The 26006-nt window shown below is 74.3% G+C and carries 19 protein-coding genes; 10 read left to right on the forward strand and 9 right to left on the reverse strand.

Annotated features, from left to right (window positions below):
• Positions 1–133 precede the first annotated feature (133 nt).
• Positions 134–745 (reverse strand): TetR/AcrR family transcriptional regulator, encoded by a 612-nt coding sequence (locus ACGF3J_RS29920; RefSeq protein ID WP_161326524.1) that lies wholly within the window; start codon positions 743–745, stop codon positions 134–136.
• A gap of 130 nt (positions 746–875) precedes the next feature.
• Between ACGF3J_RS29920 and ACGF3J_RS29925 the strand changes: the two genes are divergently transcribed.
• Positions 876–1694: a phosphatase PAP2 family protein gene (locus ACGF3J_RS29925; RefSeq protein ID WP_393855168.1), complete on the forward strand. Its 819-nt coding sequence runs from the start codon at positions 876–878 to the stop codon at positions 1692–1694.
• On the forward strand, positions 1691–2602 hold the full coding sequence (locus ACGF3J_RS29930; RefSeq protein WP_393855169.1) for a hypothetical protein: 912 nt from the start codon (positions 1691–1693) through the stop codon (positions 2600–2602). The genes ACGF3J_RS29925 and ACGF3J_RS29930 overlap by 4 nt, the downstream gene beginning before the upstream one ends.
• Before the next feature lie 178 nt (positions 2603–2780).
• Here the strand turns inward: ACGF3J_RS29930 and ACGF3J_RS29935 are convergent, their stop codons facing one another.
• Positions 2781–4835, reverse strand: coding sequence for a phosphocholine-specific phospholipase C (locus ACGF3J_RS29935; RefSeq protein WP_161327289.1), 2055 nt, complete (start codon positions 4833–4835; stop codon positions 2781–2783).
• A 172-nt stretch (positions 4836–5007) separates the two neighbouring features.
• Between ACGF3J_RS29935 and ACGF3J_RS29940 the strand changes: the two genes are divergently transcribed.
• A complete protein-coding gene (locus tag ACGF3J_RS29940; RefSeq protein WP_161327290.1) occupies positions 5008–6303 on the forward strand; it encodes an MFS transporter in 1296 nt (431 codons plus the stop codon).
• Positions 6304–6333: 30 nt separating this feature from the next.
• Here ACGF3J_RS29940 and ACGF3J_RS29945 read toward each other — a convergent pair whose 3' ends face one another.
• Both ACGF3J_RS29945 and ACGF3J_RS29950 read right to left on the reverse strand, forming a co-directional pair.
• Entirely contained in the window at positions 6334–11349 is a 5016-nt protein-coding gene (locus ACGF3J_RS29945) for a DNA-binding protein (protein ID WP_393855170.1), read from the reverse strand.
• 40 nt (positions 11350–11389) lie between these two features.
• On the reverse strand, positions 11390–12271 hold the full coding sequence (locus tag ACGF3J_RS29950) for a DUF4132 domain-containing protein (protein WP_161327760.1): 882 nt from the start codon (positions 12269–12271) through the stop codon (positions 11390–11392).
• Between the two features lie 561 nt (positions 12272–12832).
• On the opposite strand from ACGF3J_RS29950, the gene ACGF3J_RS29955 reads away from it, so the two are divergent.
• Positions 12833–13438 carry a response regulator transcription factor gene (locus ACGF3J_RS29955; RefSeq protein WP_161327761.1) on the forward strand — a complete coding sequence of 202 codons (606 nt, stop codon included), beginning with the start codon at positions 12833–12835 and terminating at the stop codon, positions 13436–13438.
• 46 nt (positions 13439–13484) lie between these two features.
• Here the strand turns inward: ACGF3J_RS29955 and ACGF3J_RS29960 are convergent, their stop codons facing one another.
• From ACGF3J_RS29960 to lanKC, 4 genes are all read right to left on the reverse strand, one after another.
• A complete protein-coding gene (locus ACGF3J_RS29960; RefSeq protein WP_393855171.1) occupies positions 13485–15299 on the reverse strand; it encodes an ATP-binding cassette domain-containing protein in 1815 nt (604 codons plus the stop codon).
• Positions 15296–17143 carry an ATP-binding cassette domain-containing protein gene (locus ACGF3J_RS29965; protein ID WP_393855172.1) on the reverse strand — a complete coding sequence of 616 codons (1848 nt, stop codon included), beginning with the start codon at positions 17141–17143 and terminating at the stop codon, positions 15296–15298. Before ACGF3J_RS29965 ends, ACGF3J_RS29960 begins: the two co-directional genes overlap by 4 nt.
• A gap of 160 nt (positions 17144–17303) precedes the next feature.
• On the reverse strand, positions 17304–17435 hold the full coding sequence (locus ACGF3J_RS29970) for a SapB/AmfS family lanthipeptide (protein ID WP_161328993.1): 132 nt from the start codon (positions 17433–17435) through the stop codon (positions 17304–17306).
• Between the two features lie 35 nt (positions 17436–17470).
• The gene (gene lanKC, locus ACGF3J_RS29975; RefSeq protein WP_393855173.1) at positions 17471–20080 is read right to left on the reverse strand and encodes a class III lanthionine synthetase LanKC; all 2610 of its coding nucleotides are present in this window, start codon (positions 20078–20080) and stop codon (positions 17471–17473) included.
• Positions 20081–20298: 218 nt separating this feature from the next.
• Between lanKC and ACGF3J_RS29980 the strand changes: the two genes are divergently transcribed.
• Genes ACGF3J_RS29980 through ACGF3J_RS29990 form a run of 3 tightly spaced genes read left to right on the forward strand, consistent with a single transcriptional unit; the run spans position 20299 to position 22471 of the window.
• Positions 20299–21369: an aromatic ring-hydroxylating dioxygenase subunit alpha gene (locus ACGF3J_RS29980; RefSeq protein WP_161328995.1), complete on the forward strand. Its 1071-nt coding sequence runs from the start codon at positions 20299–20301 to the stop codon at positions 21367–21369.
• Complete coding sequence (locus tag ACGF3J_RS29985) at positions 21366–21536, forward strand: hypothetical protein (protein WP_202558143.1); 171 nt, start codon at positions 21366–21368, stop codon at positions 21534–21536. Before ACGF3J_RS29980 ends, ACGF3J_RS29985 begins: the two co-directional genes overlap by 4 nt.
• Positions 21533–22471, forward strand: coding sequence for a PDR/VanB family oxidoreductase (locus tag ACGF3J_RS29990; protein WP_393855174.1), 939 nt, complete (start codon positions 21533–21535; stop codon positions 22469–22471). Before ACGF3J_RS29985 ends, ACGF3J_RS29990 begins: the two co-directional genes overlap by 4 nt.
• Here the strand turns inward: ACGF3J_RS29990 and ACGF3J_RS29995 are convergent.
• Positions 22422–23240, reverse strand: a complete 819-nt coding sequence (locus ACGF3J_RS29995) for an IclR family transcriptional regulator C-terminal domain-containing protein (protein WP_161328375.1) — start codon at positions 23238–23240, stop codon at positions 22422–22424. The genes ACGF3J_RS29990 and ACGF3J_RS29995 overlap by 50 nt on opposite strands.
• 247 nt (positions 23241–23487) lie before the next feature.
• On the opposite strand from ACGF3J_RS29995, the gene ACGF3J_RS30000 reads away from it, so the two are divergent.
• Genes ACGF3J_RS30000 through ACGF3J_RS30010 form a run of 3 tightly spaced genes read left to right on the forward strand, consistent with a single transcriptional unit; the run spans position 23488 to position 26005 of the window.
• Positions 23488–24459, forward strand: coding sequence for an ABC transporter substrate-binding protein (locus ACGF3J_RS30000; protein ID WP_161328374.1), 972 nt, complete (start codon positions 23488–23490; stop codon positions 24457–24459).
• Positions 24456–25229 carry an ABC transporter permease gene (locus ACGF3J_RS30005; protein ID WP_161328373.1) on the forward strand — a complete coding sequence of 258 codons (774 nt, stop codon included), beginning with the start codon at positions 24456–24458 and terminating at the stop codon, positions 25227–25229. The genes ACGF3J_RS30000 and ACGF3J_RS30005 overlap by 4 nt, the downstream gene beginning before the upstream one ends.
• Positions 25226–26005, forward strand: a complete 780-nt coding sequence (locus ACGF3J_RS30010; protein ID WP_161328372.1) for an ABC transporter permease subunit — start codon at positions 25226–25228, stop codon at positions 26003–26005. Before ACGF3J_RS30005 ends, ACGF3J_RS30010 begins: the two co-directional genes overlap by 4 nt.
• Position 26006: the final 1 nt, after the last annotated feature.

Here is a 26006-nt window from a genome sequence, read left to right on the forward strand (position 1 = left end):
GTGATCGGCCGGGCGGGGCGCCCCTCCGCTCAGAGGGCGCCCCGGCCCGGCCGGGGGTGCGCGCCGCCCCCGTCCCCACGGTGCGGCGCGGGCAGACCACCGTCCAGTCATCCCATGGACGGCGGCCTGGGTCTCAGGGGAGGCCGAGCGCCGGGAGCACGACGGCCTCCACGAATCGGACGAGGTACTCCGCGTCGGCGTACTCGCCCTCGACGACGGGCCGCATCCGCAGCACGCCGAACATCTGCGCCGGCACGTACTCCAGGGCCGGATGGTCCGCGTCGACCTCGCCGCGCTCGACCCCGCGTCGCAGGATCTCCCGGAGCGCGGCGATCTCCGGTTCCACCAGCGCCTCGCGCAGCGCGCGCTGGAGCTCCGGGTCCTGCATGACCGCGTGCCCGAGCGCCTGGAGCAGGGTGTCCTTGCCGGACCACTCCCCCGCGATGCGGGCCGCCTGGCGCAGGTCCTCGGCGAGCGATCCGCTGTCGATGCCGGCGAAGCGCACCCGCCGGTGGGAGCGCAGGGCGGCGGCCACGAACTGGGGTTTGGTCTTCCACTGCCGGTAGAGCGTGGACTTGCTGCACCTGGTGCTGGCGGCGATGCCCTCCATGGTGACGGCGTCGTACCCGCAGGCCCGGATCTGTTCGAGCACGGCGTCGAAGAACTCCTGCTCACGCTCCGGCGTGATCTTGGAGCGGCGCGAGGCGACGACCTGTTCCGGTCGGTCCGCGGCCTGCGACGTCATGGTCCCTGCTCCTCGTCCGGTGCGTCTCGAGTGTGCCTCGAGTGTCTATCGATACGCCAGTGTACCGGTACCCGAGCGTATCGGTACACTGTCGTATCGGAACGAGGTCGTATCGATGAGAGGCCGGGGGATGAACGCCCGCAGCGAGCCCGCCAGAGCGGAGCCCCCACAGGCGGGGCGGGGCACGCCCGCGCGCCCGCCGCTCGTCCGTGAGCTGCTGCTCGTGGCCGGGCTCTTCCTCGTGTACAAGTTCGGCCGGCAGCTGGCGACGGGGCACACGGCGGATGCCTTCCGCAACGCCCGTCGGGTGTGGGACGGGGAACGCGCGCTGCGGCTGCCCGACGAGGGCTCGGTGCAGTCCCTGCTCCTGCACGGCGACGCGCTGGTCCAGTCGGCGAACACCTACTACGCCGCCGTGCACTTCCCGGCCACGGTGGCCTTCCTGGTCTGGCTCTACCTGCGACGGCCCGCGCACTACGTGTGGGCGCGCCGGGTGCTGGCCGCCGTGACCGGTGCGGCGCTGGTGCTGCACCTGCTGTTCCCGCTCGCTCCCCCGCGCATGCTGGCCGCCGCCGGGATGGTCGACACGGCCCGGGTGTACGGCCCCTCGGTGTACGGGCCGCCGGCCACGGACGAGTTGTCGAACCAGTTCGCGGCGATGCCGTCGCTGCATTTCGGCTGGGCGCTGATGGTGGCGGTCGGCCTGGTCGTCGCGACCCGGTCACGGCTGCGGTGGCTGTGGCTGCTGCATCCGCTGCTGACCCTGCTGGTGATCGTTGGCACCGCGAACCACTACTGGCTGGACGTGGTCGCGGCCACGGCGCTGCTCGGTCTGGCGCTCGCGGTGCTGCGCCCGCCGCACCGGCGGCGGTGCGCGCTGCCGCAGCGCCGGGCACAGCCGCGGCGCCGGGCCGCGGCCGGGCCCGAGCTGGTCGGGGCGGCCCGGTGAACGCCGCTCTCGTCGCCGTCCTGCTGTCCCTGGTCTCCGCGTGCGCCTACGCCGGCGCGGCCGTCGCCCAGGAACGGCTGGCCCGGCGCGGCGCCGGGGCGGGGGCGCTCCGGCTGCTGGCGTCCGGTGCCTGGTGGTGGTCGGTCGCGCTCAACGCGTCGGCCGCCCTGCTGCACGTCGTGGCCCTGCGGTACGGGCCCCTCACCGTGGTGCAACCGCTCGGGGCGCTCACCCTGGTCGCGGCGGTGCCCCTCGGGGCGCGGCTGGCGGGCCGGCGAGTGAGTGCCGTCGAGTGGCGGGGCACCGGGCTGACCCTGCTGGGGCTGGGCGCGCTGCTGCTCACCGCGTCGGGGCCCGCGCCCGACGACTCCCTGAGCGTGGCCGAGGCGCTGGCGGTGTCCGGCGCGACGGCCGCGCTGATCGGGGTGCTGGCCCGGCCCGGCACCCGGCCGGGGCTGCGGCACGCATCGGCGTCCGGTATCGCCTCAGGGGTCGCCTCTGCGCTCACCCAGACGGTCACGGTCGCCGTCACGGACCGCTCGGACCCGCTGCTCAGCGTGCAGGTCGTCGGGGTGGCGGTACTGGTGGCGGCCTTCGCGGCGGGCGGCCTGATGCTGTCGCAGACCGCGTACCGGGGCGGCCTGGGCGCTCCCCTCGCCGTGGTGACGCTGGCCAATCCGGTGGCCGCGGCGGTGATCGGACTCTCCCTGCTCGGCGAGCGGCTGCGCGGCGGCCCGGGCGGCATACTCCTGGCCCTGACCGGCGCGGCACTGGCCGCCTGGGGCGTGATCCACCTGAGCCGCGCGACACCGCACCCGCCCGACACCCGTGCCGGGGCCCCCGCATCGGACGCGACGGCGACACTGGTGCCCCGGCAGCCGGGGCCGGGGCACCTCACGCGGCTCTGAGGCCGGGTCGGGTCGGTCGGCGACGAGCGCCGGGCTGCCCATGGGCGCCCGTGGCATCTCCCGGCCCGCCCCCGCCCGCGCCATCCGCCGAGCCGGACGCGGGACGGAGGCCAGGGCCCAGGCGCCGTGGCCGGGGCCGGGGCCGGGGCACCTCAGCCGGCTCTGAGGCCGGTCGTCGTCAGTCCGTGACGAGGGCCGGGTCGCTCACCCCGGGGCGGCCGTTCTCCACGTGGCCGCAGAAGCGGCGCAGGAACGCCGGATCGGAGTCGGAGGTGACGGTCAGGTCGTACCAGCGCCCGCTCCGCTCCAAGTCGACGGTGTGGCGCACGGTGGTGCCGGGACGCACGGTGAGGGTCTTGCTCCGGCCGCCGTAGGCGTTCTCGACCTTCAGCCGGACCACCGAGGTCCCGCCGTTGGTGAGGGTCAGCCGGACGTCGTCGCCGGTGTGCCGGGCGGTGGCCTCGGGTCCCGCGGCCTTGTTGGGGCCCTTGAAGACGCGCAGGAAGCCGTTGGGGCCGTGCACGGTCAGGTCGTAGGAGCCCTTCGAGTACGCCGAGTTCCAGGTGTCCGCGAGGGACTTGCCGGCCTCGGTGGTGTACGTCCAGGGGCCGTCGGTGCGGTTGCCGGAGGTGATGAGGAAGGCGGCACCGGCCGCGGCGCCGGAGGCGAAGGTGAGCGTGAACTTCCCGGCCGCGGCGTCCACGGCGCCGTCCACGTGCGGGGCGTAGCGCAGCGGTCGGGTGGGGCGCCGGCCGCGCTCCTGGCGGGGCATGTCCGGGTCCGCGGGCGGCGTCGGACGGTAGTCGGGATGGCGTTCGCGGTCCGGCGGCTCGTAGGCGTCGGTGTCCGGCAGGGCGGCCGGGCGGCTGTCCTTGCGCGAGAAGTCGAAGGCGCTGGTCAGGTCACCGCAGATGGCCCGCCGCCACGGCGAGATCTGGGGTTCGCGCACACCGAAGCGGCGTTCCATGAACCGGATGACCGAGGTGTGGTCGAAGGTCTCGGAGCAGACGTATCCGCCCTTGCTCCAGGGCGAGACGACCAGCATGGGCACGCGCGGGCCGAGCCCGTAGAAGCCCTCGCGGTGACTGGCGCTGCCCCGGAAGACGTCGAGGGAGACGTCGACGGTGGACCGGCCCTGCGCGGCGGACTTCGGCGGCAGCGGCGGCACCAGGTGGTCGAAGAAGCCGTCGTTCTCGTCGTACGTGATGAACAGCGCGGTCTTCGCCCAGACCGCCGGGTTGGCGGTGAGCGCGTCCAGGACCTGGGAGATGTACCAGGCGCCGTAGTTGGACGGCCAGTTGGAGTGCTCGGAGAACGCCTCGGGCGCGGCGATCCAGGAGACCTTCGGCAGCCGGTCCGCCTTGACGTCGGCGCGGAGCCGGTCGAAGTACCCCTCGCCGCTCTTCGCGTCGGTGCCGGTGCGCGCCTTGTCGTACAGGGGGTCGCCGGGCTTCGCGTTGCGGTACTTGTTGAAGTACAGCAGCGAGTTGTCGCCGTAGTTGCCCCGGTAGGCGTCGTCGATCCAGCCCCAGTGGCCGGCCGCGTCCAGGCCGTCGCCGATGTCCTGGTAGATCTTCCAGGAGATCCCGGCCGCCTCCAGCCGCTCGGGGTACGTGGTCCAGTCGTAGCCCAGTTCGTCATTGCCGAGGACCGGCCCGCCGCCGGTGCCGTCGTTGCCCGTGTGACCCGACCACAGGTAGTAGCGGTTGGGGTCGGTGGAGCCGATGAAGGAGCAGTGGTAGGCGTCGCAGACGGTGAAGGTGTCGGCGAGCGCGTAGTGGAAGGGGATGTCCTCGCGGGTCAGGTACGCCATGGTGGTGGTGCCCTTGGCCGGCAGCCACCGGTCGTACTTCGCGTCGTGGTAGGCGTCCTGGCCGTCGGACCAGCCGTGCGGGAGCCCTTCGAGGAACTGCATGCCGAGGTCGTCGGCCTCCGGGTGGAACGGCAGCACCTCCTTGCCGTCGCTGCCCGGCTGGTGCCACACCGACTTTCCGTTGCCCAGGGCCACGGGGTGCGGGTCGCCGAAGCCGCGGACACCGCGCAGCTTGCCGAAGTAGTGGTCGAAGGAACGGTTCTCCTGCATCAGGACGACGATGTGCTCGACATCCTCGATCGTCCCGGAACGGTGGTTCGCCGGGAGCGCCGCGGCCCGCTCGATGCTCGCGGACAGCGCACTGAACGCGGAGGTGGCGCCCGCGAGTTGGAGGAACCTGCGGCGGTTGACGTCTGGCATGGGGGTGGGAGACCTCTCGCCTCGGGGGGTTCAACCGGCCGGGACGGTGCCGGATGATGACGGATTGCGCGCGAAAGGAGTGTTCCAGGAGCAGCAAACGTCAGGGAAGGGTCCGGTGGCGCTGGTGTGAAAGTCGCCGGTACGTGAGGTGTGCCGGGCCGGTCACCCGGGGATGGTCGCGATCATGACAGGCATGCACACGGAAGCACCCCCGGCCCGACGGCCCGTCCGCCAGCTCCTCGCCGCCTCCGTCGGCAACGCCGTGGAGTGGTACGACTGGTACGCGTACACCTTCCTGGCCACCTACATCGCGGACCAGGTCTTTCCCGAGAGCGCGGACAACTCGCTGGTGCCGCTGCTGTCGACGTTCGCGGTGTTCGCCGTGGGCTTCTTCATGCGGCCAGTGGGCGGGCTGCTGATGGGGGCGATCGCCGACCGGCGCGGACGGCGCGCCGCGCTGACGGTCACCATCCTGCTCATGGGCGGCAGCAGCCTGCTGGTCGGCCTGACCCCGACCTACGCGGCGGCCGGGCTGCTGGCCCCGGTGGTACTGGTGGTCGCACGGCTGCTCCAGGGGCTCTCGGTGGGCGGCGAGTTCGCGGCCTCGACGACCTTCCTGGTGGAGTCGGCGGGACCGGGGCGGCGCGGCCTGTTCTCCAGCTTCCAGTACGTCTCGACGACGGCCGGGCAGCTCGTCGCCTCCGGTGTCGCGACGGTGCTGGTGAACACGCTGAGCGAGGAGCGGATGAACGGCTGGGGCTGGCGCGTCCCCTTCGTCCTCGGGGCGGTGCTCAGTCTGGTCGGCTTCTGGATCCGGCAGGGCGCGCAGGAGACCCGCAGCGAGGAGCAGCGGCAGGCCCCGCGACCCGGCCTGTTCGAGGCGCTGCGGCGCCATCCGCGCGAGTCGCTGCTGATCTGCGGCATCACGGCGGGCGGCACCATCGCCTACTACACCTGGACGTCGTACCTGCCGACGTACGCCGAACTCAACACGGGCCTCGCCAAGTCGGACGCGCTGCTGGCGGGCACCGTCTCGCTGGCCTTCTTCGCGCTGCTCCAGCCGGTGGGCGGCATGCTCTCCGACCGCTTCGGGCGCCGCCCCCCGCTGCTCTTCTTCGGCGTGGGTTTCGCCCTGCTGAGCGTGCCGCTGCTGCACTCCCTGCGGGACTCCTTCGCCGTCCTGCTGCTGGTGCAGTGCGCCGGGATGATCCTGCTGACCGGTTTCACCTCCATCAGCGCCGCGGTGAACGCGGAGATCTTCCCGCCTCGGGTGCGGGCGGCAGGGATCGGTTTCCCCTACTCGCTCACGGTCGCCCTGTTCGGCGGGACGGCGCCCTACGTGGGCACGCTCTTCAAGGACCTGGGCCATTCCGGGCTGTTCCCCTGGTACGTCGCCGTCCTGTGCCTGCTGTCCTCGCTGGTGTACCTGCGGCTGCCGGAGACGGCGCACAAGGAGCTGGAGCGCTGACGCCGTTGGGCGGCAGCGCCCCGGCCCGCCTCAGCGCCGGCGCCCGCGCGGTCGCGGCACCTCCATGTCCTCCGGCCTCGGGCCCTGCCCGGCCACGACCCGCCGCCACGCCTCGCGGTACACGTCGGCCACGGGCCGGGCGGGGACGACGACGCCCAGGACGGGCGACTCGCCGTCGAGCAGGCCGTACAGCGGCAGCTTCCACCGCTCCAGCGGGAGGTGCGGGTTCGCGAGCCGGGTCCAGCCGCCGGGCAGGAACAGCGAGCGTCCGGCCTTGGCGCGGCTGCCCTCCAGTACGAGGCCGGTGTCCGCGAGTTCGGCGCGGGCCGCCCGCAGCCGCGCGGCGCCCCCGCGCCGGTCCCCCCAGCCGGTCCAGCGCGCGGTGTTGCGGTCGGTGGGGTCCGGCATGGCGAGCAGCATCAGGTAGAGGACGGCGGCGTCCTCGCCGATGCCGTGCCGTGCGGCCGCCTCGGCGACCAGGCCGGGCACGGACCGGGCCGGGTCCTGCGGCCACCAGAGGCCGTCTGCGTCGCGCTCGCCGGCCACCGGGTTGCCGGGGTCGGCGAGCAGTTCGGCGAAGGGTCCGTCGTGGACCAGACGCAGGGCGGTCTCCTGCGCGTTGGGGCGTCCGCCGCCGGACAGTGCCGCCAGGTGCGGGTCGTCGCCGGCCGCGCCGAGCAGCGCCGGGCGGAGGGCGGGCACGGGCGCGGACTCCAGCCGCTCGGTGCCGAGCACGACGGCGCCGTGGCGGACGAAGTCCGGGCCGGTCTCCTCCGGTTCGCCCGCGGCTCGCCGGAACGCCTGCCAGTCGGCCTTCCGCTCCAGGCCGATCAGCAGCCCGGGAGCGGCCAGCCGGGCGCGCAGCGCGGTCAGTACGCCGGGCAGGGTGGCCCGGACCGGGTCGCCGGACGGGAGCCGGTGGGCGAGCCACGCGGCCATCGCCACCGCGCCCTTGAGGACCCCTCCGTCGAAACCGGGTGTCCGCTCGGCCGATTGCAGGTAGTAGCGGCCGAAGCTCCAGGTCAGGTCCTCGGTCAGCCGGGGTTCGGTGGCCGGGTCGACGAAGCCGCGCAGCGCGGCGGCCGGCGCCCAGCCCACGGGCTCCACGGTGCGGACCGCATCGTGCAGCACCTCCTCCGGGACGGGGGTGCGCCGGCCCAGCCGCTCGTTCCAGACCTCGGCCGCGCGGGTGGCGTCGGGGCCGTGGGTCCACAGCCGGGCCGGGCCGGCGGGCAGCAGCGCCGCCACGACGGCCTGCCGGGCGCCCGCGTCGAGGGCCCTCAGCTCGTCCTTGGCCACCCGGGCGTCGGCCGACTTCACGCCGATCGCCTTCAGCGTCGCGGAGGGTACGGCCTGCCGTACGTCGTCGATCACGGGCAGCCCGGCGACCACCAGCCTGGCCATGGTCGGGGTGACGCCGGTGAGCCGGGCGAACTCCTCGGCGGCCGCCGGGTACCAGGGTGCGGGACCGCGCTCCGCGAGCGTGGCGCGGAAGGCGGCGGCCCAGCCGGGCGCCCGGATCGGCTCCGGCACGAAGGGCTCCTGGGAGACCGCGGTGTACGGGGCCGGTGTCTCGAATCTGCCGGCCGGGTCGTGGTGGAGGGCGCCGTAGTGCCGGCCGGGGATCTCGTGCGCGCCGTACTCCTGGACGAACCGGTACCAGCGGTCGGGGAAGACGAGGAACGCGCCGTCGGCCAGGTCGAGCACGGTGGCCCTGGTGTGGCCCTTGACAGCGTCGGGCCCGGTGAACAGGCTTCCGTCCAGGCACAGACGGACACGGCGCCAGTGGCCCGGGTCCAGTTCCGTGAGCTGCCGCGCGTCCAGTTCCGCGAGGAACGCCTCCAGTGCCTCCCGGTGCTCCGGCACGGTGACCTCGGTGCCGGCCCGCAGGGCTACGACGGCCGGGAGGTGCGGCAGGGCCAGTGCGTTGAGGCGATCGAGCGACGGCTGTCCGGGCAGGTCGGGGTGGACCCGGCCCTCGGGCGCCGGTTCCGCCTCGCCCCGCGCGGACGGGGCGAGCAGGCCCGGCAGTTCGAAGAGGTGGTGGTCGAAGTCGTAGTACCAGCGGCGCTCGCCGTCGGTGAGGCCGACACCGTTCAACGCGGATGCCAGCAGGAGGTCGCCGACGGCGGCCGGCTCCTCCCGCGGGGCGTCGCCCGCCACGGCGGCGTCGAGCCGGGCGCGCGCGGCGTCGAGGACGCCCTGCAGCTCGGCGGCGTACCGCGTCACACCGGCGATGCCCGCGCGCAGCGCCTCGTGGCCGACCTGCGGCAGCAGGCCGCGGATCAGGCCCGGCAGCACGTCCCGGTCGCCGGACTCGTCCCCGGGCGTCTCCGCGACCGCCGCCGCGAGCAGTTCGGCCGCGGTGTCCTCGCCGACCCGGCGCAGTGCCGCGGAGCCCTGCGGGTCGCGGGGCCGGAGCAGGTGCCAGTAGCGCAGGGGCGGCAGCAGGGCGGTGCCCGCGCTGAACGGTCCGGCCGTGTGGCCGCGCGTGACCTCGGCGAGGACCTTGCCGTCGCCGTCGAGCAGCCGGATGTCGGTGCCCGACCACCGCAGCACGGTCACCGGCCGGTCGGTGCCGGGGAAGACCAGCGCGTGCTCCGGGTCCTTCCCCACGCCGGGCGGTACGACGACCGACCGCCCGGCCAGGTCCTCGCCCCGCCGCGAACCGTCGGGCAGCCTGATCACCCGCCAGCCGAGCACCCCGTCGACCGGCGCGCCCACCGGGCCGGGCACCGCGGCCGGGTCGGGCAGCAGCCAGGCGGTGCCGAGGGTGCTGCCCTCCGGCGCGGTACGCAGCCCCTCGGCGAACCAGTCCGGCACGGCGCGCTCACCCACGGCGGCGCCGTACGGGTCGTACGCGTGCCACGCGCTGTTGGTCTCGTCGGACCAGTCCTTGATCCACACCCAGTACGAGGTACCGTCGCCGATCACCGGCCGCCCGGACGGGACGTGGGTGTCTCCCCGCCGCAGGATGCCCTGGCCGGTGGTCCGGCCGCCCTCCGGGAGCGGGAGGGAGGCGGGTGGCAGGCCGTTGCCCCCTCCGCTCCCGCCGCTCCCGTCCGCCTGGCAGGCCTGGGAGTAGCGGACGTCGCCGTCCACCGCCGTCGGTGACGAGGGGTCGCCGTCGTGCCAGTAGCCGTGCGAGCCGGACGTGGAGAAGCTGTACCAGGTGACGAGCAGGCCGCCGTCCACGTAGCGGACGTCGGGACGCCAGCGGTCCGCCCCGTCCGGGAGGCGCAGTTCGTGGCCGAGTACCGTGCCCTGTGCGTCGATCACGCGGGCGTGGGTGCCCTTGAGGAGGATGAGGTGGGGCCATGCCTCACCCACCATCGTCTTGCGCGCCGCCTCCGGGGGTTCGGGCGAGCCGACCGCCTCGTCCCAGGCGGGCCAGCCCAGTTCGTCCAGGATGCCGGTGCTCAGGGTGCGGGCCAGCGCCGGGGCCATGCCGGGGGCCAGCGCTTCGCGTACCGCCTGCCCGGCGGTGGCCAGGACCTCGCCGGGCAGCCACCTCAGTGTGGTGAGGGGCTCCAGGTACCCGGTGAAGCCGCCCAGTTCGGCGGTGAGATACCGGCGGCTCACCTCGGCCACCCACTCGGCGAGCAGGGGGCGCCCGCCGGGCGACTCGGCGAGGACAGTGACGGTTCGCCGGTCGTCGTCGCTGTGCTCATGGGCCGGGCAGCCGGCCCGGAAGGCCGCGTGGAACCGCGGGTCTGCCGCCAGGGCGAGCAGGTCGCGCCGCTCGTCGCGGGCCGCCCATGCCTTCAGTCCGAGCCCGGAGCCGCTCTCGGGGTCCGCGACGGGTATCCGCAGGGCCAGGAGCTGGTCGAGGAGGTCGACGTCGCCGACCGGAGGCGGCAACGCGGCGCCGTAAGACTTGAGTTCGGCGCGGAGCGGGCCGGCCATGCGGTCGACGAGCGGGTACAGCTCCGCCGGGGCCAGGGACCGGCTGTCGGCGCCGCACCGTGCGAGGAACCTGCGCGCCCACCCTGCCGTGCCGTCGGGGGAACGCTCCTCGGCGGGCCGTGCGGCGTCGCGGAGTCCGGCGGTGGCGCCGGACTTCTCCAGCAGTTCCAGCCACTGGGGCAGGTCCTCCCGCTCCCACTCCGCGGGCAGCAGTCCCAGCAGGGTGCCGCGCACGGCGGGCTCCCGCCCCGCCAGTTCGAGGAGCGCGGCCCGGTGGGCCTTCCACCAGCCGGGCGGTGCCTTGACGGTGCCGGGCAGCGACAGCATCTCGCGCAGGTAGGCGATCTCCTCCGCCCGCGCGTTCCCGCCCGCGGCCGCCTTCGCGAGCCGGCGCAGGTCGGCCGCGCCCGGGCTGGACGGCGGCAGCCCGTGCGCCGCGAGCCGCGTGAACAGACCGCGCAGGTGCCGGAACGCGGTCGCGGCCGGCACCCGGGAGGACAGCCCCTTGGCGTATCCGGACAGGACCTTGGTCGGCACGGCGTCGGCCAGGGCAAACTCCAGGAACACCGCGTCCATGCGGGCCTCGTCGAACGGCAGCGCGTACGCCGTCTCGGCCTTGCGCGCGTTGACGAACATCTGGGCGGCGTACGACCGCTCCCCGGCGGCCAGGAACACCCGGCCGGCCTCCTCGTAGAAGGTCGGCAGGAAGTGCGGCACGGAGCCGGCGAGGCGCTCGCCGATCGACTCGTACGTGGCGCGTGCCTTCTTGGCGCGGGAGCGCACCGTCCGTGCGACCTTCTTCATCTCCTCGACCAGGGACATGGCCAGATGGCCGTCCGAGGGATGCCGGACCAGGACCCATTCGGGGAAGCCCATGGCCCGGTGCTGCCCGATGCCGACCTCCACCGGTCCGCCCTCGGGCCTGAGTCCGAGGAAGGGGGCGCCGGTGTCCCCGGACGGGTCCTCGGCGATCAGCCGCACGACGGTCCGGCCGTCCAGGCCCGGATGGCGGTAGGCCCGGGTGAAGACGGGCACCGCCCGGTCGCCGCCCCCGGTGGTGCCCGGCGGCAGGACGGCTCCGGCCCGGAGCAGTTCCGCCACCTCCGCCGTCGTTCCGCCCTCAGTGGTGCCGTCGCTCATGCTCTCGTGCCTTTCCTGGAGGTGCGTACCGCCGTGCCGTTCACCGGGTGCCGTCCGTGGGCGCGGTGCGGCCGGCGTGCAGGGCGGCTGCCATACGCATGCCTTCGGACCAGGCCACGGGGCCGATCTCGGCGAGGGGGAGGTACCGTCGGCCGTCCTCGACGCTCCAGGCCAGGCCGCCGGTCCAGGCCTTCTCCTCGGTGAAGGGGTCGCTCATGCCGACGGAGGCGGTGACGACCCGTCCGGCGTCCCGGATCCGGTCCACGACGCTGCTGCCGGAGACCTGGTAGCCGAGGGAGGTGGCGCGGGCGGAGAGGTGGAACCACGAGCGGTACTCGGCGCCGGCGAACTCGGTGACGTGGTGGGCCGTGGTACCGCTCCCGCCGGGCCGGGTCCAGGTACGGCGATGGATCTGCTCGACGCCCTGGACCAGGCCCGACTCGGCCGCGAACCGGCGCAGTTCCTCCAGCCGGGGCAGGAGGACGGGGTGGGGCATGGTCACCGTGCGCGATCTCAGGCGGACGGTCGCGCCGTCCGGGCCGACCAGCCGCAGTTCGCCCGACTCGGCGGCGTCGCGCAGGAATCCGGTCTCGTCGGGGTGGTCGCCGACGACAACGATGTCCTGAAGTGCCGCCCGCCACGCCTCGTCGGGCCAGACCCGTCCCAGCAGTCCCGTCGGCACCGGCAGCGTGGACACCATCCACCGGTCGACCTGGGCGGCGCACTCGGCGGCGTGCCGGTCGAGCCATTCGGCGAACCGCTGGAGTTCGAGCACTTCGGGCCGGTCCCGGATCTCCTCCGGCAGGGACCTCTCCCGCTTCCCCTCCCGCCCGTCCGCGGACTTCGCCACCGCCGAGCGGGCCACCACCCGGCCCTCCACCAGGGCGACCTCGTACTCGTCGCCCGCTGCCAGCCACCCCATGGGTCCTTCGCCTCTCCGCTGCCGGGAACACGGCACAGCGCCTCCGGCGGCCCGGATCGGCGCGCCCCGCTGCGACGTTGGCGAAAGACTAGGGGCACCCACCGACAGCCCCCCGCGCGCACCTCCTCGTCCGGGCGGTCAAGGGAAACACCCGAACGGGGCGGTGGATTTCGCGCCAGATTGCACAACGACGTTTTCCAGCCGACTCCCACCCGAACGGACGTCCGTTCGACCCGGCCGGTTTCGCGGGCGGGGCGGCCCCGTGGGGGTGGTGTGCCACCGTGGCCAGGATGACAGGGCCGGTGGCGCGCCCAACAGGGCGGACGGCCGGATTCCCTACGGAGTGGAACCCGGTGCGGATGGGTGTGTTCTCCGCCTTGTTGGCCCGGACGGAGGCCGCTGTTCCGCCCCTGACGGGGCGCCGACAACGGCGGATTGACTCGGGTGTCGTTCGCACGTGCGTACGCTCCGTGTTCCACCCGCACGGATCAGGGCAGATGGCCTCGTGGCGCGGGGACGAGTGACTATCGGCTGTCCGAACCGGACGGGCCGAGACAAGGGGTGGGGGAGATGGTCCGTACGGTCGTGGTGCACGACGAGGCACTACTGCGGTCGGCGTTGGCACAACTGCTCAGATCCGACGACACGCTGGAGGTCTCGGCGCTGTGTCCGGACAACGAGGCACCGGACACCGAGGCGTTACCGGCGGACGTGTGCGTCGTGGACGGCGAGTGCCTTCAGGGACCGGACGAAGCCCGGGGCGAGCGCCTGCGGGGCCGGTACGGGGACCGGCTCGTCGTCCTGACCACCGCCAAGCGGCCGGGGGTGCTGCGCCGGGCGTTCGAGGGGGGCGCGCTCGGGCTGGTGGACAAGAACGCCCCGGCGCACCGGCTGATCACGGCGGTGCACACCGTGGCCAAGGGGGAGCGCTTCCTGGACGAGACCCTCACCGTGGCTTTGCTGAAGGGCGCGGAGATGCCGCTGACCACCCGCGAACTGGGCGTGCTGTCCCTGGCCTCCCAGGGAGCGCCGATCGCCGAGATCGCCGCCCGGCTGCACCTGTCGCGGGGAACGGTCCGCAACTACATGGCGACGGCCATCCGGAAGGTGGGCGCCCGCAACCGGGTCGACGCGATACGCATCGTCCAGAGCGCCGGCTGGACGTGACGCGGCCGCGCCGTCCGCCGGCCGTGTCCCGCACGGACGTCCGCCGTCACGGCCGCCGCAGCGGCTCTCCGTGCCAGTGGCCCGTCAGGTCGCGGTAGAGCGGCGACCGTTCCAGCACCTCCTCGTGGGTGCCGCAGACCGCGGCCACGCCGTCCAGCACCAGCACCCGGTCGGCCCGGACCGCCGACGACAGACGGTGCGCCACCACCACCAGCGTGCCCGGCCGCCGGGCCAGGGCCTCCTCCGCGTGGGCCTCCGCGGCCGGGTCGAGGTGGCAGGTGGCCTCGTCGAGCAGCAGCAGGGGGGCGGGCGAGAGGTACGCGCGGGCCAGCGCGACGAGTTGCCGCTCCGCGTGGGTCAGTTCGGCGGGCCGCACCGGACCGTCGAGCCCGCCCAGGCGCTCGACCAGCGGCCGCAGCCCGAGTTCCCGGACGGCGGCGTCGAGGTCCGCCCGGTCCGCGTCCGGGCGGAGATAGGCGAGGTTGTCGCCGACGGTGCCGGTGAAGACGTACGCCTCCTGCGGGACCAGCGTGCGCAGGGCGGCGAGTTCGGCGGCGGCGCGTCCGGTCACCGCTCGGCCGGACACCCGGACTTCCCCGCCGCTCGGCGCGAGTGTTCCCGCGACGAGGCGGGTGAGGGTCGACTTGCCGATGCCGCTCGGTCCGACGACGGCGAGGTGCTCGCCCCGGGCGACGCACAGGTCGAGTGAGTCGAGCACCGGCTCCGCGCGGACGCCGTAGGAGAGGGTGACCGACCGCAGTTCCACCGCCGGGGCCGGCCGGGCGCCGGGAGCCGGGGGTCCGCCGGGTGCGGGTGCGCGGGCGGCGGACGCGGGTGCGGCCTCCCGCACCGGCCCGGGGCCGAGGATCCGGTCGAGGACGACGAGCAGCCGGGCGCCCGCCGCGCCCAGGGCGGTCATCAGCGTGTGCAGGGCGGGCAGCAGGGACTGCACGAGATAGGTGAACGCGCCGAGCAGCGCTCCCGCCGTCACGCCCCGCCCGCGCAGCCACGGCACCGCCACGAGCAGCGCGAGCACGGGCAGGTTGCCCGCGACGCCGAGCGCCGTCGTGCGCACCGCCGCCCAGCGGGCCAGGACCCGGGCCGTCGCGGCGGCCTCGGCGACCAGTTCCGCGCCGCGCCGCTCCGTCTCGGGCCCGGTCCCGCAGGCGGTGAGGTCCCGCAGGGCGGCGCGTGAGCGGGTCGCGTGGTCACCGAGTGCCTCGTCGGCGGCCAGGGCGCGGCGTTGGGCCGCCGCCATGGGCCGCAGGGTCGCCAGGAACAGCGCGAGGCCGGCCGCCAGTGGCGGCAGGACCACCACGAGCAGCGCCGGATGCAGGGAGAGCAGGCCGATCAGGGCTCCCGCGGCGGTGAAGACGAACGAGCGCAGGGTGAGGACGAGACCGGCGAAGCTGTCCCGGGCGATCTCGACCTGGTTGGTCAGCCGGGAGACGGCCGCCCGGTCCGTCCCGCCGGGCCCGCCGAGGGCCGCCAGGGCCATGGACCGGTCCACCGCCCGCCGCACCAGTGCGTCCCGCAGCGGCTCCGTCAACCCGGCGAGCTGCGCGAACACCCCTCGCACGACCGGAGCGCCGGACAGTACGGCCACCAGGGCGGCCGCGAGCCACAGCAGCCCCCGGCGCGTGTCACCGGCGAGAAAACCCTCGTCGACGGCGTGGGCGACCGCGAACCCCACCAGGAACGCCTGCGCCGACTCCACCAGCGACCAGAGCCCGAGCCGGACCAGCACGCCCTTGCGCCGGGCGAGGAAGCGGCGCGCCGGCGGGACGACACGGCGCAGCGCCCCCGACCCGTCGTCGGCCGGTGCGGGCGCGCGGGGGTCCCCGGCGGACGCTGACGTCACGACCGTGCCTCCTCGGGCTCGGAAGCGGACTCGGAGGCGGGTTCGGAAGCGGGTTCGGAGCCGAGTTCGGCCCCGTGGTCCGCCCCGGGTCGGCGGGCGGACCCCACGCGCGGCGCCGGGACCGTGGCGCCGGCGGCGCCGAAGACGGCCCGGTAGTCCTCCGTCCGCCACAGGTCGTGGTGCGTCCCGACGGCCCGCACGCTCCCCTCCTCCAGCCACAGCACCAGATCGGCCCGGGCCGCCACCGACGGGCGGTGCGCGATCACGAGCCTGGTCCCGGGCCGCACCGAGCGGCGCAGGGCGAGGTCGACCTCGTGTTCCGTCGCGGTGTCCAGACTGGACGTCGCGTCGTCCATCACCAGGAGCCGTCCGGCCTGCGCGAACGCCCGTGCCAGGCCGAGCCGCTGGTGCTCCCCGCCGGAGAGCGGCGCCTCCGGCAGCGGGGTGTCGTAGCCGTGCGGCAGCCGGCGTACGAAGCCGTCGGCCCCCGCCGCCCGGGCCGCTCGCCGTACCTCCTCGGGGGAGGCCCGCCGCGCCCCGGAGGCGACCGCCTCGGCGACGGTGCCCTCGCTCAGTGCCGGCCGTTCGAAGGCGAACGACACCTCGGTGCGCAGCGCCTCGCGCGTCAGCCGGTCGAGGCGGACACCGTCCAGCAGCACCTGGCCCTCGTCGGGGTCGGTCAGCCGCCCCGCCACGGCTGCCAGGACGGACTTGCCCGCGCCGCTGCGGCCGACCACCGCCACCGTGGAGCCGCCGGGCACGCGCACGTGGTCGGCGCGCAGCACCTCCCTGCCGTCGCGGACCACGCGCACACCGCGCAGTTCGAGTTCGCCGGTGCCGGTCGGGGGCAGGTGAGCCGTCCCGTGGGACAGCGCGGGCAGCCGTTCCAGCTCCAGGGTCCGTTTGCGTGCCTCGCGGCCCCGCACGACGGCGCCCAGCAGGGACGCCGCGCCGCCGACGCCGGCCGTGAGCTGTGCGTACCGGCCGGCGGCGAGCAACTCCCCGACGCTCAGGTCCCCGGAGGCCAGGCGCAGTCCGCCGACCCCCGTGGCGACCAGGACCAGCAGCGGCACCAGGACACCGCTCCTGCCCAGCGCCCGGCCGTGCAGGGCCCACATGTCCCGGCCCTGGGCGGCGAGTTCCGTCAAAGGCGCCAGCACCCGAGCGCGTTCCCGGTCAGCGGTTCCCGCGGCGCCGATCGTCGCCGTGCCCTCCAGGGCCTCGAGGAGCCCCGACGCGATCCTGGACTGGGTGCGCTGGTAGGCGGCGACCGAGGCGCCGGTGTCGCGGGCGAAGGTCCGCAGCACCAGGGCCAGGGCGGGCAGACCGGCGCACACGCAGGCCGCCACCCACACGTCGACGAAGGCCAGCGCCACCAGGGCGCCCAGCGGGGTGACCAGCGAGGCCGCCAGTGCCGCCCGGGCCGCGGGGGCGCCGCCCGCGTCGGCGGCGTTGAGGGTCAGGCGGGTGCCGACGTCCCCCGGTGGGAAGGGCCGGACGCGGTCCGGAACGGCGCCCAGCAGGCCGGTGAGGGCCCGGGCGCGGACGGAGGCCGTCCATGCGGCGTTGCAGCCTCCGGTGAACAGCGCGGTCAGGCTGTCGAGGAGCAGCTCCCCCAGGAGGAGCCCGGCGCTCGCCGCGAGCCAGGGGCCGGCGTCGTCGGCGCCGCCGCGCAGCATCAGGTCGAGTGTGCGGCCGAGAACGACCGGCTGGGCCACCGCCGTCAGGGCGGCCGCGACCGAGCACAGCAGCACCAGTGCCTCCGGCGCGCGCCCGGGACCCGCGGCGCCGGTCCCGTCCCGCGCATCGGGCGCCCGCCGCGCCCGGGACCTGCTCGTTCGCACCAGCCAAGACCTTCCGTCCGTCCCACCGTGCCGGGACGCCGGTCGCGCACCCCGTGGGGCCGTGGGGTGCGCGGGCAGGCGTCGGCGCCCCGGGAGAGACCCGGGGCGCCAGTGCCGGGCGACACGGCTCACCATGTCGCCGCGGCGGTCAACTCCGGCGTCAGTTACAGGTCGTGACGCTCAGGCTGCTGTCGCCGCAGAGCAGCAGGCTCGCGCGGCTGCCGCCGGTCTCGACGTCCCCCATGGCCTCTTCCTTGGGGGTCTCCATCGACTGCAGGTCAAACAGGTTCATGACTTTTCCCTTCGTACGGCAACGGGTGTGCTTTTTCACGACCCCGGGCGGGGCCGAGTCTCGGGGCCGCTGCTCGTGCGCAGCGGCGGGAGGAACGGCAGACCGACGGGCTCGTCGCCGAGGACTGAGGCGACGGCCAGCAGGCATCCGGCCGTTCCGGTGGAGAGGTCCATGGACAGCCGCATCATCTGCTCGCCGGGGAAGGCGAGCCGGTCGCGGTAGGACATGGCGTGCCAGGACAGCGCGTCGAGCTGGCGCCGGAGGGCCTCGGGGCCGGTGCCGGGTGCCGTGGCCGTGGTGCGGCCGAGGTGCAGCACCATTCCGGCGACGCCCCGGTAGAGGCCCGGCTGGGCGTAGAACATGGCCTGTGCGGCGGCCACGATCTCGCCGCGCGCCCGCTCGAACTCCTCGTCCTCGCGGTGCGCCAGGTAGTCGTCGAGGACCATGCCGATGCCCACGCTGCCCGCGCCCAGGTAGGGCATGGTGCGCCAGCCCTCGTCGACCTGGAGCGCGCCGCCCGCGCCGCGCACGCACTGGGCGAGGTCCTGGCGCAGCGCGTCACGGGCGAGGTCGAGCAGGGCGCCGTCCCGGGTGCGTTCGTGGAGCCGGAGGAAGAGCAGGGCGCGTCCCGAGGCGCCGTACAGCAGCCCGGCGCGGATCCGGCCGGACCTCTCCGCCGTGGTCCGCGGGGAGCCGGCCGCCAGGTCCGCGCAGCGCAGGGCGACCGTGCGCAGCGCCGTCTCCCCGGTGGTGGCGGCGAGCGAGTCCAGGGCCAGGCCCAGTCCGGCGGTGCCGCTGTGCAGGTCGGGGGCCAGGTCGTCGAGGGGCTGGTCGAGGAGGAGTTCGGCGAGGTCGAGCGCGCGGTCGCGGTGACCGAGCCGGTCGAGGGTCCAGGCGATTCCGGCGAGCCCGTCGTGGAAGCCGAGCGGCATGCCCGAGGGCGGTTGCTTGGTCCGCTCCAGCAGCCACTGCTCGCCGTCCTCGTCCCTGCCCGCCCCGCTCTCCGCCAGGGCGTACAGCACTCCCGCCGCTCCGTGGCCGAAGGCGAGGCCGCCGCCGGCGGTGGCGAACTGCGCGATGTCGCCGGGGTAGAGGCGGTCCGTGCGGGACGGCGTCGCGGAGGCGCGGACGGCCTCGGCCATCGAGTCCCTGCTGCGGGGCCAGTCGTCCGGGCGGACCGGCGCCACCGGTCCGGCCGGCCGTGTCGCCGCGGGGACGCCGTCGGCACCGGCCGTGATCTCGTCGACCGCCGCGTCCAGGAAGGCCCGGTCCACGGGGAACTGTTCGGCCACCACGTCGGCGAGGTGGGCCGCCTTGCGCCGGTCGAGCGCCAGCAGGCTGGTGAGCGGGAGGAACAGCGCGAGCCGCAGGCACGCCAGCGCGTACCGGTCCACGGCCACGCCCCGCCGGTCGGCGGGGGCCACGAACCCCGGGTTGGCCACGATCTGCCGGCCCAGTTCACCGACGTGGTGGGCGGCCTCGAAGTCCAGCAGGGCGATGCTGTCGTCCTCGCGGATCATGATGTTGAACAGGTGCAGGTCGTTGAAGACCACGCCCCGGGCGTGCACGTCCTGGACGGCGCGTTCCACCCGCGCGTGGACGTCCAGGGCCCAGGCGGTGTACTCGGCCAGTCTTCGCTCGTCCGGGTCGGCCTCGATGAGCGGATGGCGGCGGGCGAAGAACGTGTTGAGCGGCTTGCCGTCGAGGTGTTCCAGGACGAGGAAGTGGTGTTCCCCGATCGTGAGGTGGTCGCGCACCTCGGGCGTGCAGCCGAGGCCCGACAGCAGCTCCAGCGCCCGGCGTTCGCGGTGCAGCCGGGTCACGGCGTCCGCCCCGTCGGCCGCGAGACCGGCGTGCGGACGGGCCTCCTTGAGGACGACCTGCTCGCCGGTGCGGCTGTCCCGGGCGAGGTAGACCCCGCCGCCGTTGGAGAAGTGCAGCGCCGACTCGACGGTGTAGGGCAGCTCGGCCAGGGTGACCGCGGAGCGGGCTTCGAGGTGCGGGCCCAGGAAGGCGGGCGGGGTGACCCAGTCCGGTACCCGGAAGACCGGGCCGCGCAGGTCGGGCACCAGGACGCCGTCGGGGCCGGTGACGGCCGGCCGCAGCTCGCCGTCCGCGTCGTAGCAGTTGCGGCGGGTGAAGCCGCCGTACCGGACGTGCACGGGGCCGTCGCCGATCCGGAGGTCGCTGAGGATGTGCGGTCCGGGTTCGCCGGCCAGCAGGTCGGACAGCTCCCCCACGAGCCGTTCGAAGTCCGCCTCGTCGGCCGGGTACACGGTGATGAACTTGCCGCTGCCGGCGCGGTCCGCGTACTTCGCGTTGCGCTGGTGCAGCAGGTAGCGGCTGGGCACGAACTTGAAGGCGGTGCCGCCGTCGACGCAGTGCCGCAGGACGCGCTCCAGCACGGACTCCGCGTTGTCGAGGCAGGCGGAGACGTGGATCTTCCACCCCTGGTCGGGCAGGTCGGTCTCGACGGGGCGCAGGGCGAGCCAGTCCCCGCTCTCGTTGCGCTGCCACCCGTCCGGCACGGGGGCCGAGGCCGCGGCGTACCGGGCGTGCCGGGAGCCGCCGCGCAGGGCCGTGCGGTGCGGAGCGTCGTAGAACGACGGATCCGCGTCGCAGTAGACGGCATAGCCCTTGTTCACGCCTTCTCCCTCCGCCGGTCGCTGACGGGGATGACGCTGTCACGCGGCGTACCGCTCCGGACAGTTACCGCTGTCATGACTCCGACGTGCGGAACGCACGGGTAACTTCGCGGGACGGGCGGCCGGGCGGAAGGTTTCCGCTGGACGGAAGGCTCCTTGCCGGGGTGGGGGCACGTCGCCATGGTGTGAGCCACACGACGTCGACGACGGGAGCGCCCATGCCGCACACGACCGCCTTCGCCAGGAACCAGTGGTACGTCGCCGCCCACCGCCACGAGGTGGGACGGGAGTTGCTGGGACGCACGGTCCTCGGTGAGCCGCTGGTCCTCTTCCGCACGCGGCACGGCGCCCCGGTCGCCCTGCACGACCGCTGCGTGCACCGCCGCTTTCCGCTCTCCGAGGCGCCGACACGGCTGGACGGGGACAGGATCGTGTGCGGGTACCACGGCTTCACCTACGACCCGACCGGCACCTGCGTGTACGTGCCGGGCCAGAAACGCGTCCCGCGCACGGCCCGTGTCGCCTCCTACCCGGTGGCCGAACGGGACTCCCTGGTGTGGGTGTGGATCGGCGACCGGGACGCGGCCGACCCGGAGGCGATACCGCGCGCCCGGCACCTCGACTCCCCCGGCTGGGTCACGGTCCGCGGCATGGAGCCGATCGACGCCGACTGGGGCCTGCTGGTCGACAACCTGCTCGACCTCTCGCACGAGACGTATCTGCACGGCGGCTACATCGGTACGCCCGAGGTCGCCGAGACGCCGATCACCACGGAGGTCGACGAGGGCGCCGGGATCGTCCGGGTGAGCCGGCACATGGACGACGCCGAGTGCCCGCCGTTCTACGCGAAGTCCACGGGCGTCCGGGGCCGCATCGACCGCTGGCAGGACATCGAGTACCACGCGCCCTGCCTGTACCTGCTGCACAGCAGGGTCGCCCCGACCGGTGTACCGCCCGCGCCCGACGGCGGTGACCCGGAGGGCTTCCACACCGAGATCACCTACGCGATCACACCGTCCGCCGACGGGAAGGTGTACGACTTCTGGGCGGTCTCCCGGGACTGGGCGACGGATGACGCCGAGGTCACCGAGTTCCTGCGGAAGAACAACCACACGGTCGTCATGCAGGACGTGGACGCGCTCAACCTGCTCCAGCGCTCGCTCGGCACCGAGCGGACCGGCTACCAGGAGCTGAGCATCAACATCGACACCGGCGGCCTCGCCGCCCGCCGCATCCTGGCCCGGCTGGCCGACGAGGGCGAGCGGCCGGCGGAGCGGGCGGCCCGGTGAGCGCGCGCCCCGGCGAGGTCTACCGCGTCGACTGGCTGCCCGGCACCGACGTCCTGCACGGCACCTGTCACTGCGGCGCCGAGCACACGGCCGGGGATCCGGTCGCGATGTGGGAGTGGATGCTCGCGCACCCGCGCGGGCACCAGCCCGTGGGCAGCGGCTCATGACCTCGCCCGAGACGGAACTCGTCGTCGAGCGGCGGCAGATGGCGGCGGAGGGCGTGCTCGCCCTGACCCTGCGCCACCCCCGGGACGAGGACTTGCCCCGCTGGCAGCCGGGCGCCCATGTCGACGTCGTCCTCGGCCCGGGCCTGGAGCGGCAGTACTCACTGTGCGGCGACCCGGCCGACCGGGCGGCGTGGCGGATCGCGGTGCTGCGCGAGCGCGACGGCCGGGGTGGATCGGCCCATGTGCACGAGGAGTTGAAGGTGGGTGACCGGGTGCGGGTGCGCGGGCCGCGCAATCACTTCCGCCTGGAGGCGGCCCGCCGCTACCGCTTCGTCGCCGGCGGCATCGGCATCACCCCGATCCTGCCGATGCTGGCCGCCGCCGAGGAGGCGGGCGCCGAGTGGAGCCTGCTGTACGGCGGACGCACCCGGGCCGGCATGGCCTTCACCGGCGAGCTGGAGCGGTACGGCGAGCGGGTCACGCTGGTGCCCGAGGAAGAGTTGGGGCGGCTGGACCTCGGCCCGGTGGTCGACGACGTGCCCGGCGACACCCTCGTCTACTGCTGCGGGCCCGGTCCGCTGCTGGACGCCGCAGGGGAGCGCTGCCCGGCGGGACGGCTGCGCGTGGAGCGGTTCGCCCCCGCGCCGGCGCGAGCGGCGGGCCCGGACCCGGGGTTCGAGGTGGTGCTCGCCCGCAGTGGCCGCACGGTCGTCGTGGAGCCGGACGTGTCGGTCCTGGACGCGGTGCGCGGAGCCGGCGTCGAGGTGCTCTTCTCCTGCACGGAGGGCACCTGCGGCACCTGTGAGACCGAGGTCGTGGCGGGCGAGCCCGAGCACCGGGACTCGGTGCTCACCGAGGAGGAGCGGGCGGCCGGGGAGACGATGCTCATCTGCGTGTCCCGTTGTCGTGGCCGGCGGCTCGTGCTGGACCTGTGATCCGCAGGTCGGCGTCGATCCGGGCGACGGCCGCCAAGAGGTGCGGCAGCAGGTCGCGGCGCACCGACTCCAGGGAGTTCCGGCCGGCGTGCACCGCGATGTTCACCCCGGCCAGCACCTCGCCGTCCCGGTCGCGCACCGGTGCGGCGACGGATCTCAGGCCGTCCTCCAGCTCCTGGTCGACCAGCGCGTAGCCCTGGCGGCGCACCCGGCGCAGCTCGGCGCGCAGGGCGTCCACGGAGGCGAGGGTGCGGGCGGTGAGCGGGCGCAGGTCGGCACGGGCCAGCCGGCTCTCGATCTCGGCGTCGGGCAGATCGGCGAGCATCACCCGGCCCACGGAGGTCAGGTGCGCCGGGAAGCGGGTGCCCACGGTGATCGACGCGGTCATGATGCGGCTGGTCGGGACCCGCGCGACGTACACGACGTCGTCGCCGTCCAGGACGCAGAGCGAGGACGACTCCCGTACCTGCGCCACCAGTTGTTCCAGGTACGGCTCGGCGATCTGCGCCAGGGTGAAGCCCGCCAGATAGGAGTAGCCCAGCTCCAGCACCCGCGGGGTGAGGCGGAAGCGCCGGCCGTCGGTGTGGACGTAGCCGAGGTCGGCCAGGGTGAGCAGGAAGCGGCGGGCGGCGGCGCGGGTCAGGTCGCAGGCCCGGGCGACCTCGCTCAGAGTGAGGGCGGGATGGTCGGCGTCGAAGGCCCGGATGACGGCCAGGCCGCGTTCGAAGGACTTCACGAAGTGCGGGGCGCGGGGCGCGTCTTCGGACATCTGGCCTCCGGCGAAGGCCGCACGGCGAGCCGCGCGGCGGGACGGGCTGCACGAACGACCGTACGCGCTGCGCACGCTACGAGTGCGCCGCGCGAGGTGTCAACGAGCCGCGGTTGAATCCTCAACGGCCCATCGTGCCAAGCCCATTGACCCGGACTCCCCGGCGGCCCTACGTTCCCGCTGAGCACGTTCGTGCTGTCTGCGCACAACCTGTCGGAGTACCCGGTCCGGTCCCACAGGAGGAGCCATGCGTCGTCTGTTCGTCGGCCTCACGGCCGTGTCCGTCCTGGCCGCCGCGACGGCGTGCGGCTCGTCCGACGACTCCGGAGGGCCGGACGGCGCGGGCTCGTCCGGCTCCACCACCTCGGTCGAGGTGGGCCTCATCCCGATCGTCGATGTCGCGCCCCTGTACCTGGGGCAGAAGAAGGGCTTCTTCGAGGAGCGAGGGCTGAAGCTGTCGTTCGCCAGTGCGCAGGGCGGCGCGGCGATCGTGCCCGGCGTGGTCAGCGGTCAGTTCCAGTTCGGCTTCAGCAACATGACGTCCCTGATGATCGCGCAGTCCAACGGCGTGCCCGTGAAGGCGGTGGCCAACGGCATCGCCTCCACCGGAGAGGTGGGCGCGGACTTCGAGGCGCTGACCGTCAAGGGCGACAGCCCGGTCAAGTCGCCGAAGGACCTGGAGGGCAAGAAGGTCGCCATCAACACGCTGAAGAACATCAACGAGACCGCGGTACGGGCCTCGGTGCGCGAGGCGGGCGGCGACCCGGACAAGGTGGAGCTGGTGGAGCTGGCCTTCGACCAGATGCCCGCCGCGCTCGACGCCGGCCGGATCGACGCGGCGATGGTGGTGGAACCGGCGCTGGCCACGGTCAAGAGCCAGGGCGGCCGGGAGATCGCCTCTCCCATGATCGACATCGCTCCGAAGCTCACGGTCGCCATGTACTTCACCTCCACGCGGTACGCGCAGGAGAACCCGGAGGTGGTGAAGAAGTTCCAGGAGGCCACCGCCGAGTCCCTCGCCTACGCCGACGCCCACCCGGACGAGGTGCGCGAGATCGTCACCACGTACACCAGGATCCCGGCGGACGTGCTGGCGAAGGTGACCCTGCCGAAGTGGCCGGCCGAGCCGAACCGCGCCGCCATCGAGGAACTGGCGCGGCTCGGCGAGGCGGACGGCCTCTTCAAGGAGTCACCCGACCTGGACGAGCTGCTGCCGTGAGGGGTGGCGACGCCGTACTGGGTGCGGCCGGGCTCACGGCCTTCCTCGCGCTGGGCGAGGCGGTGCCGAGGCTCGGTCTGGTGAAGGAGGAGTACTTCCCGCCCACCAGCCGCATCGCCGGCGCGCTCGGCGCCGAGGTCGCGGACGGCGCCTTCTGGACGGCGCTCGGCGACACCCTCACCGGCTGGGCGCTGGGCCTGGCGGTCGCGGCCGTCGCCGGGATCGTCACCGGCGTGGTCCTCTCCGTGGTGCCGTACCTGCGCGAGGCCACGGCGTCCACGATCGAGTTCCTGCGCCCCATCCCGTCGGTCGCGCTGATCCCGCTGGCGGTGCTGCTGTACGGCACCGGACTGCGGTCGGTACTGCTCCTGGTCGTGTACGCGGCGTTCTGGCAGGTGCTGATCCAGGTGCTGTACGGCGTCCGGGACGTGGACCCGGTCGCCGAGGAGACGGCGCGGTCCTACGGTCTGGGCACCTGGGCACGGATCCGGCACGTGCTGTGGCCGACCGCGCTGCCGTATGTGATGACCGGGGTGCGGCTTGCGGCCGCGGTCGCGTTGATCCTCGCCATCACCGCCGAACTCGTCATCGGCGCGCCGGGGCTCGGGGCCCGGATCGCCGTCGCGCAGACCTCGCAGGCGGTGCCCGAGATGTACGCGCTGATCGTCGTGGCCGGTCTGCTGGGGCTGCTGATCAACGTGGGGGCCCGGGCGGTGGAGCGGCGGGCGCTGGCCTGGCACCAGTCGGTGCGCGGGGAGGTGGCGGTGTGAGGCGGGTGCTGTCGCGGGTGGTCCTCGCGCTCGCGCTGCCGCTGGTACTCGTGGGCGTCTGGTGGGTGTCGTCGGCCGGCAGCCAGGACGTGTACTGGCCGCCGCTGCGCACCATTCTGGAGTCCTTCCCCGAGGTGTGGACCGGCGAGCGCTGGCGCGGTGACGTGCTGCCCAGCGTCCTCAGGCTCTCGGCGGGCTACGCGCTCGCGGCCGTCGCGGGCGTGGCGGTCGGCACCCTGGTCGGCTCCCACCGGCGGGTGCGGGCGGTGTGCGAGCCGGTACTGGAGTTCCTGCGCGCGGTGCCGCCGCCGGTGCTGGTGCCGGTGATCATGCTGTTCGCGGGCATCGGCGACACCATGAAGATCGTCGTCATCGCGGCCGGCTGCGTCTGGCCGGTCCTGCTCAACACGGTGGAGGGCGTCCGGGCGGTCGACGCGGTGATGGCGGAGACGGCTCGGTGCTACGGCGTCACGGGCGTCGCACGGTTGCGGCACGTGGTGCTGCGCGCGGCGAGTCCGCAGATCTTCGCGGGCCTGCGGCAGGCACTGTCGATCGGCATCATCCTGATGGTGATCAGCGAGATGTTCGCGGCGAGCAACGGGCTCGGCTTCACCGTCGTGCAGTTCCAGCGGTCCTTCGCGATCCCCGGCATGTGGACCGGCATCCTGCTGCTCGGTCTGCTCGGTTTCGTGCTCTCGGTCCTCTTCCAGCTGGTCGAACGGCGGGCGCTGGGCTGGTACCACGGCCTGCGCGCCGCCGCCCGGCGGTCCCCGTGAC

Source organism: Streptomyces sp. NPDC048171 (assembly GCF_043202655.1).
GTDB lineage: Bacteria > Actinomycetota > Actinomycetes > Streptomycetales > Streptomycetaceae > Streptomyces.

What these genes read in the sequence shown, in the direction of transcription:
- ACGF3J_RS29920 (WP_161326524.1), bottom strand. Translation starts at nt 745, where the DNA reads ATGACGTCGCAGGCCGCGGACCGACCGGAACAGGTCGTCGCCTCGCGC.
- ACGF3J_RS29925 (WP_393855168.1), top strand. Translation starts at nt 876, where the DNA reads ATGAACGCCCGCAGCGAGCCCGCCAGAGCGGAGCCCCCACAGGCGGGG.
- ACGF3J_RS29935 (WP_161327289.1), bottom strand. Translation starts at nt 4,835, where the DNA reads ATGCCAGACGTCAACCGCCGCAGGTTCCTCCAACTCGCGGGCGCCACC.
- ACGF3J_RS29940 (WP_161327290.1), top strand. Translation starts at nt 5,008, where the DNA reads ATGGTCGCGATCATGACAGGCATGCACACGGAAGCACCCCCGGCCCGA.
- ACGF3J_RS29945 (WP_393855170.1), bottom strand. Translation starts at nt 11,349, where the DNA reads ATGAGCGACGGCACCACTGAGGGCGGAACGACGGCGGAGGTGGCGGAA.
- ACGF3J_RS29950 (WP_161327760.1), bottom strand. Translation starts at nt 12,271, where the DNA reads ATGGGGTGGCTGGCAGCGGGCGACGAGTACGAGGTCGCCCTGGTGGAG.
- ACGF3J_RS29970 (WP_161328993.1), bottom strand. Translation starts at nt 17,435, where the DNA reads ATGAACCTGTTTGACCTGCAGTCGATGGAGACCCCCAAGGAAGAGGCC.
- ACGF3J_RS29980 (WP_161328995.1), top strand. Translation starts at nt 20,299, where the DNA reads ATGCCGCACACGACCGCCTTCGCCAGGAACCAGTGGTACGTCGCCGCC.
- ACGF3J_RS29990 (WP_393855174.1), top strand. Translation starts at nt 21,533, where the DNA reads ATGACCTCGCCCGAGACGGAACTCGTCGTCGAGCGGCGGCAGATGGCG.
- ACGF3J_RS29995 (WP_161328375.1), bottom strand. Translation starts at nt 23,240, where the DNA reads ATGTCCGAAGACGCGCCCCGCGCCCCGCACTTCGTGAAGTCCTTCGAA.
- ACGF3J_RS30000 (WP_161328374.1), top strand. Translation starts at nt 23,488, where the DNA reads ATGCGTCGTCTGTTCGTCGGCCTCACGGCCGTGTCCGTCCTGGCCGCC.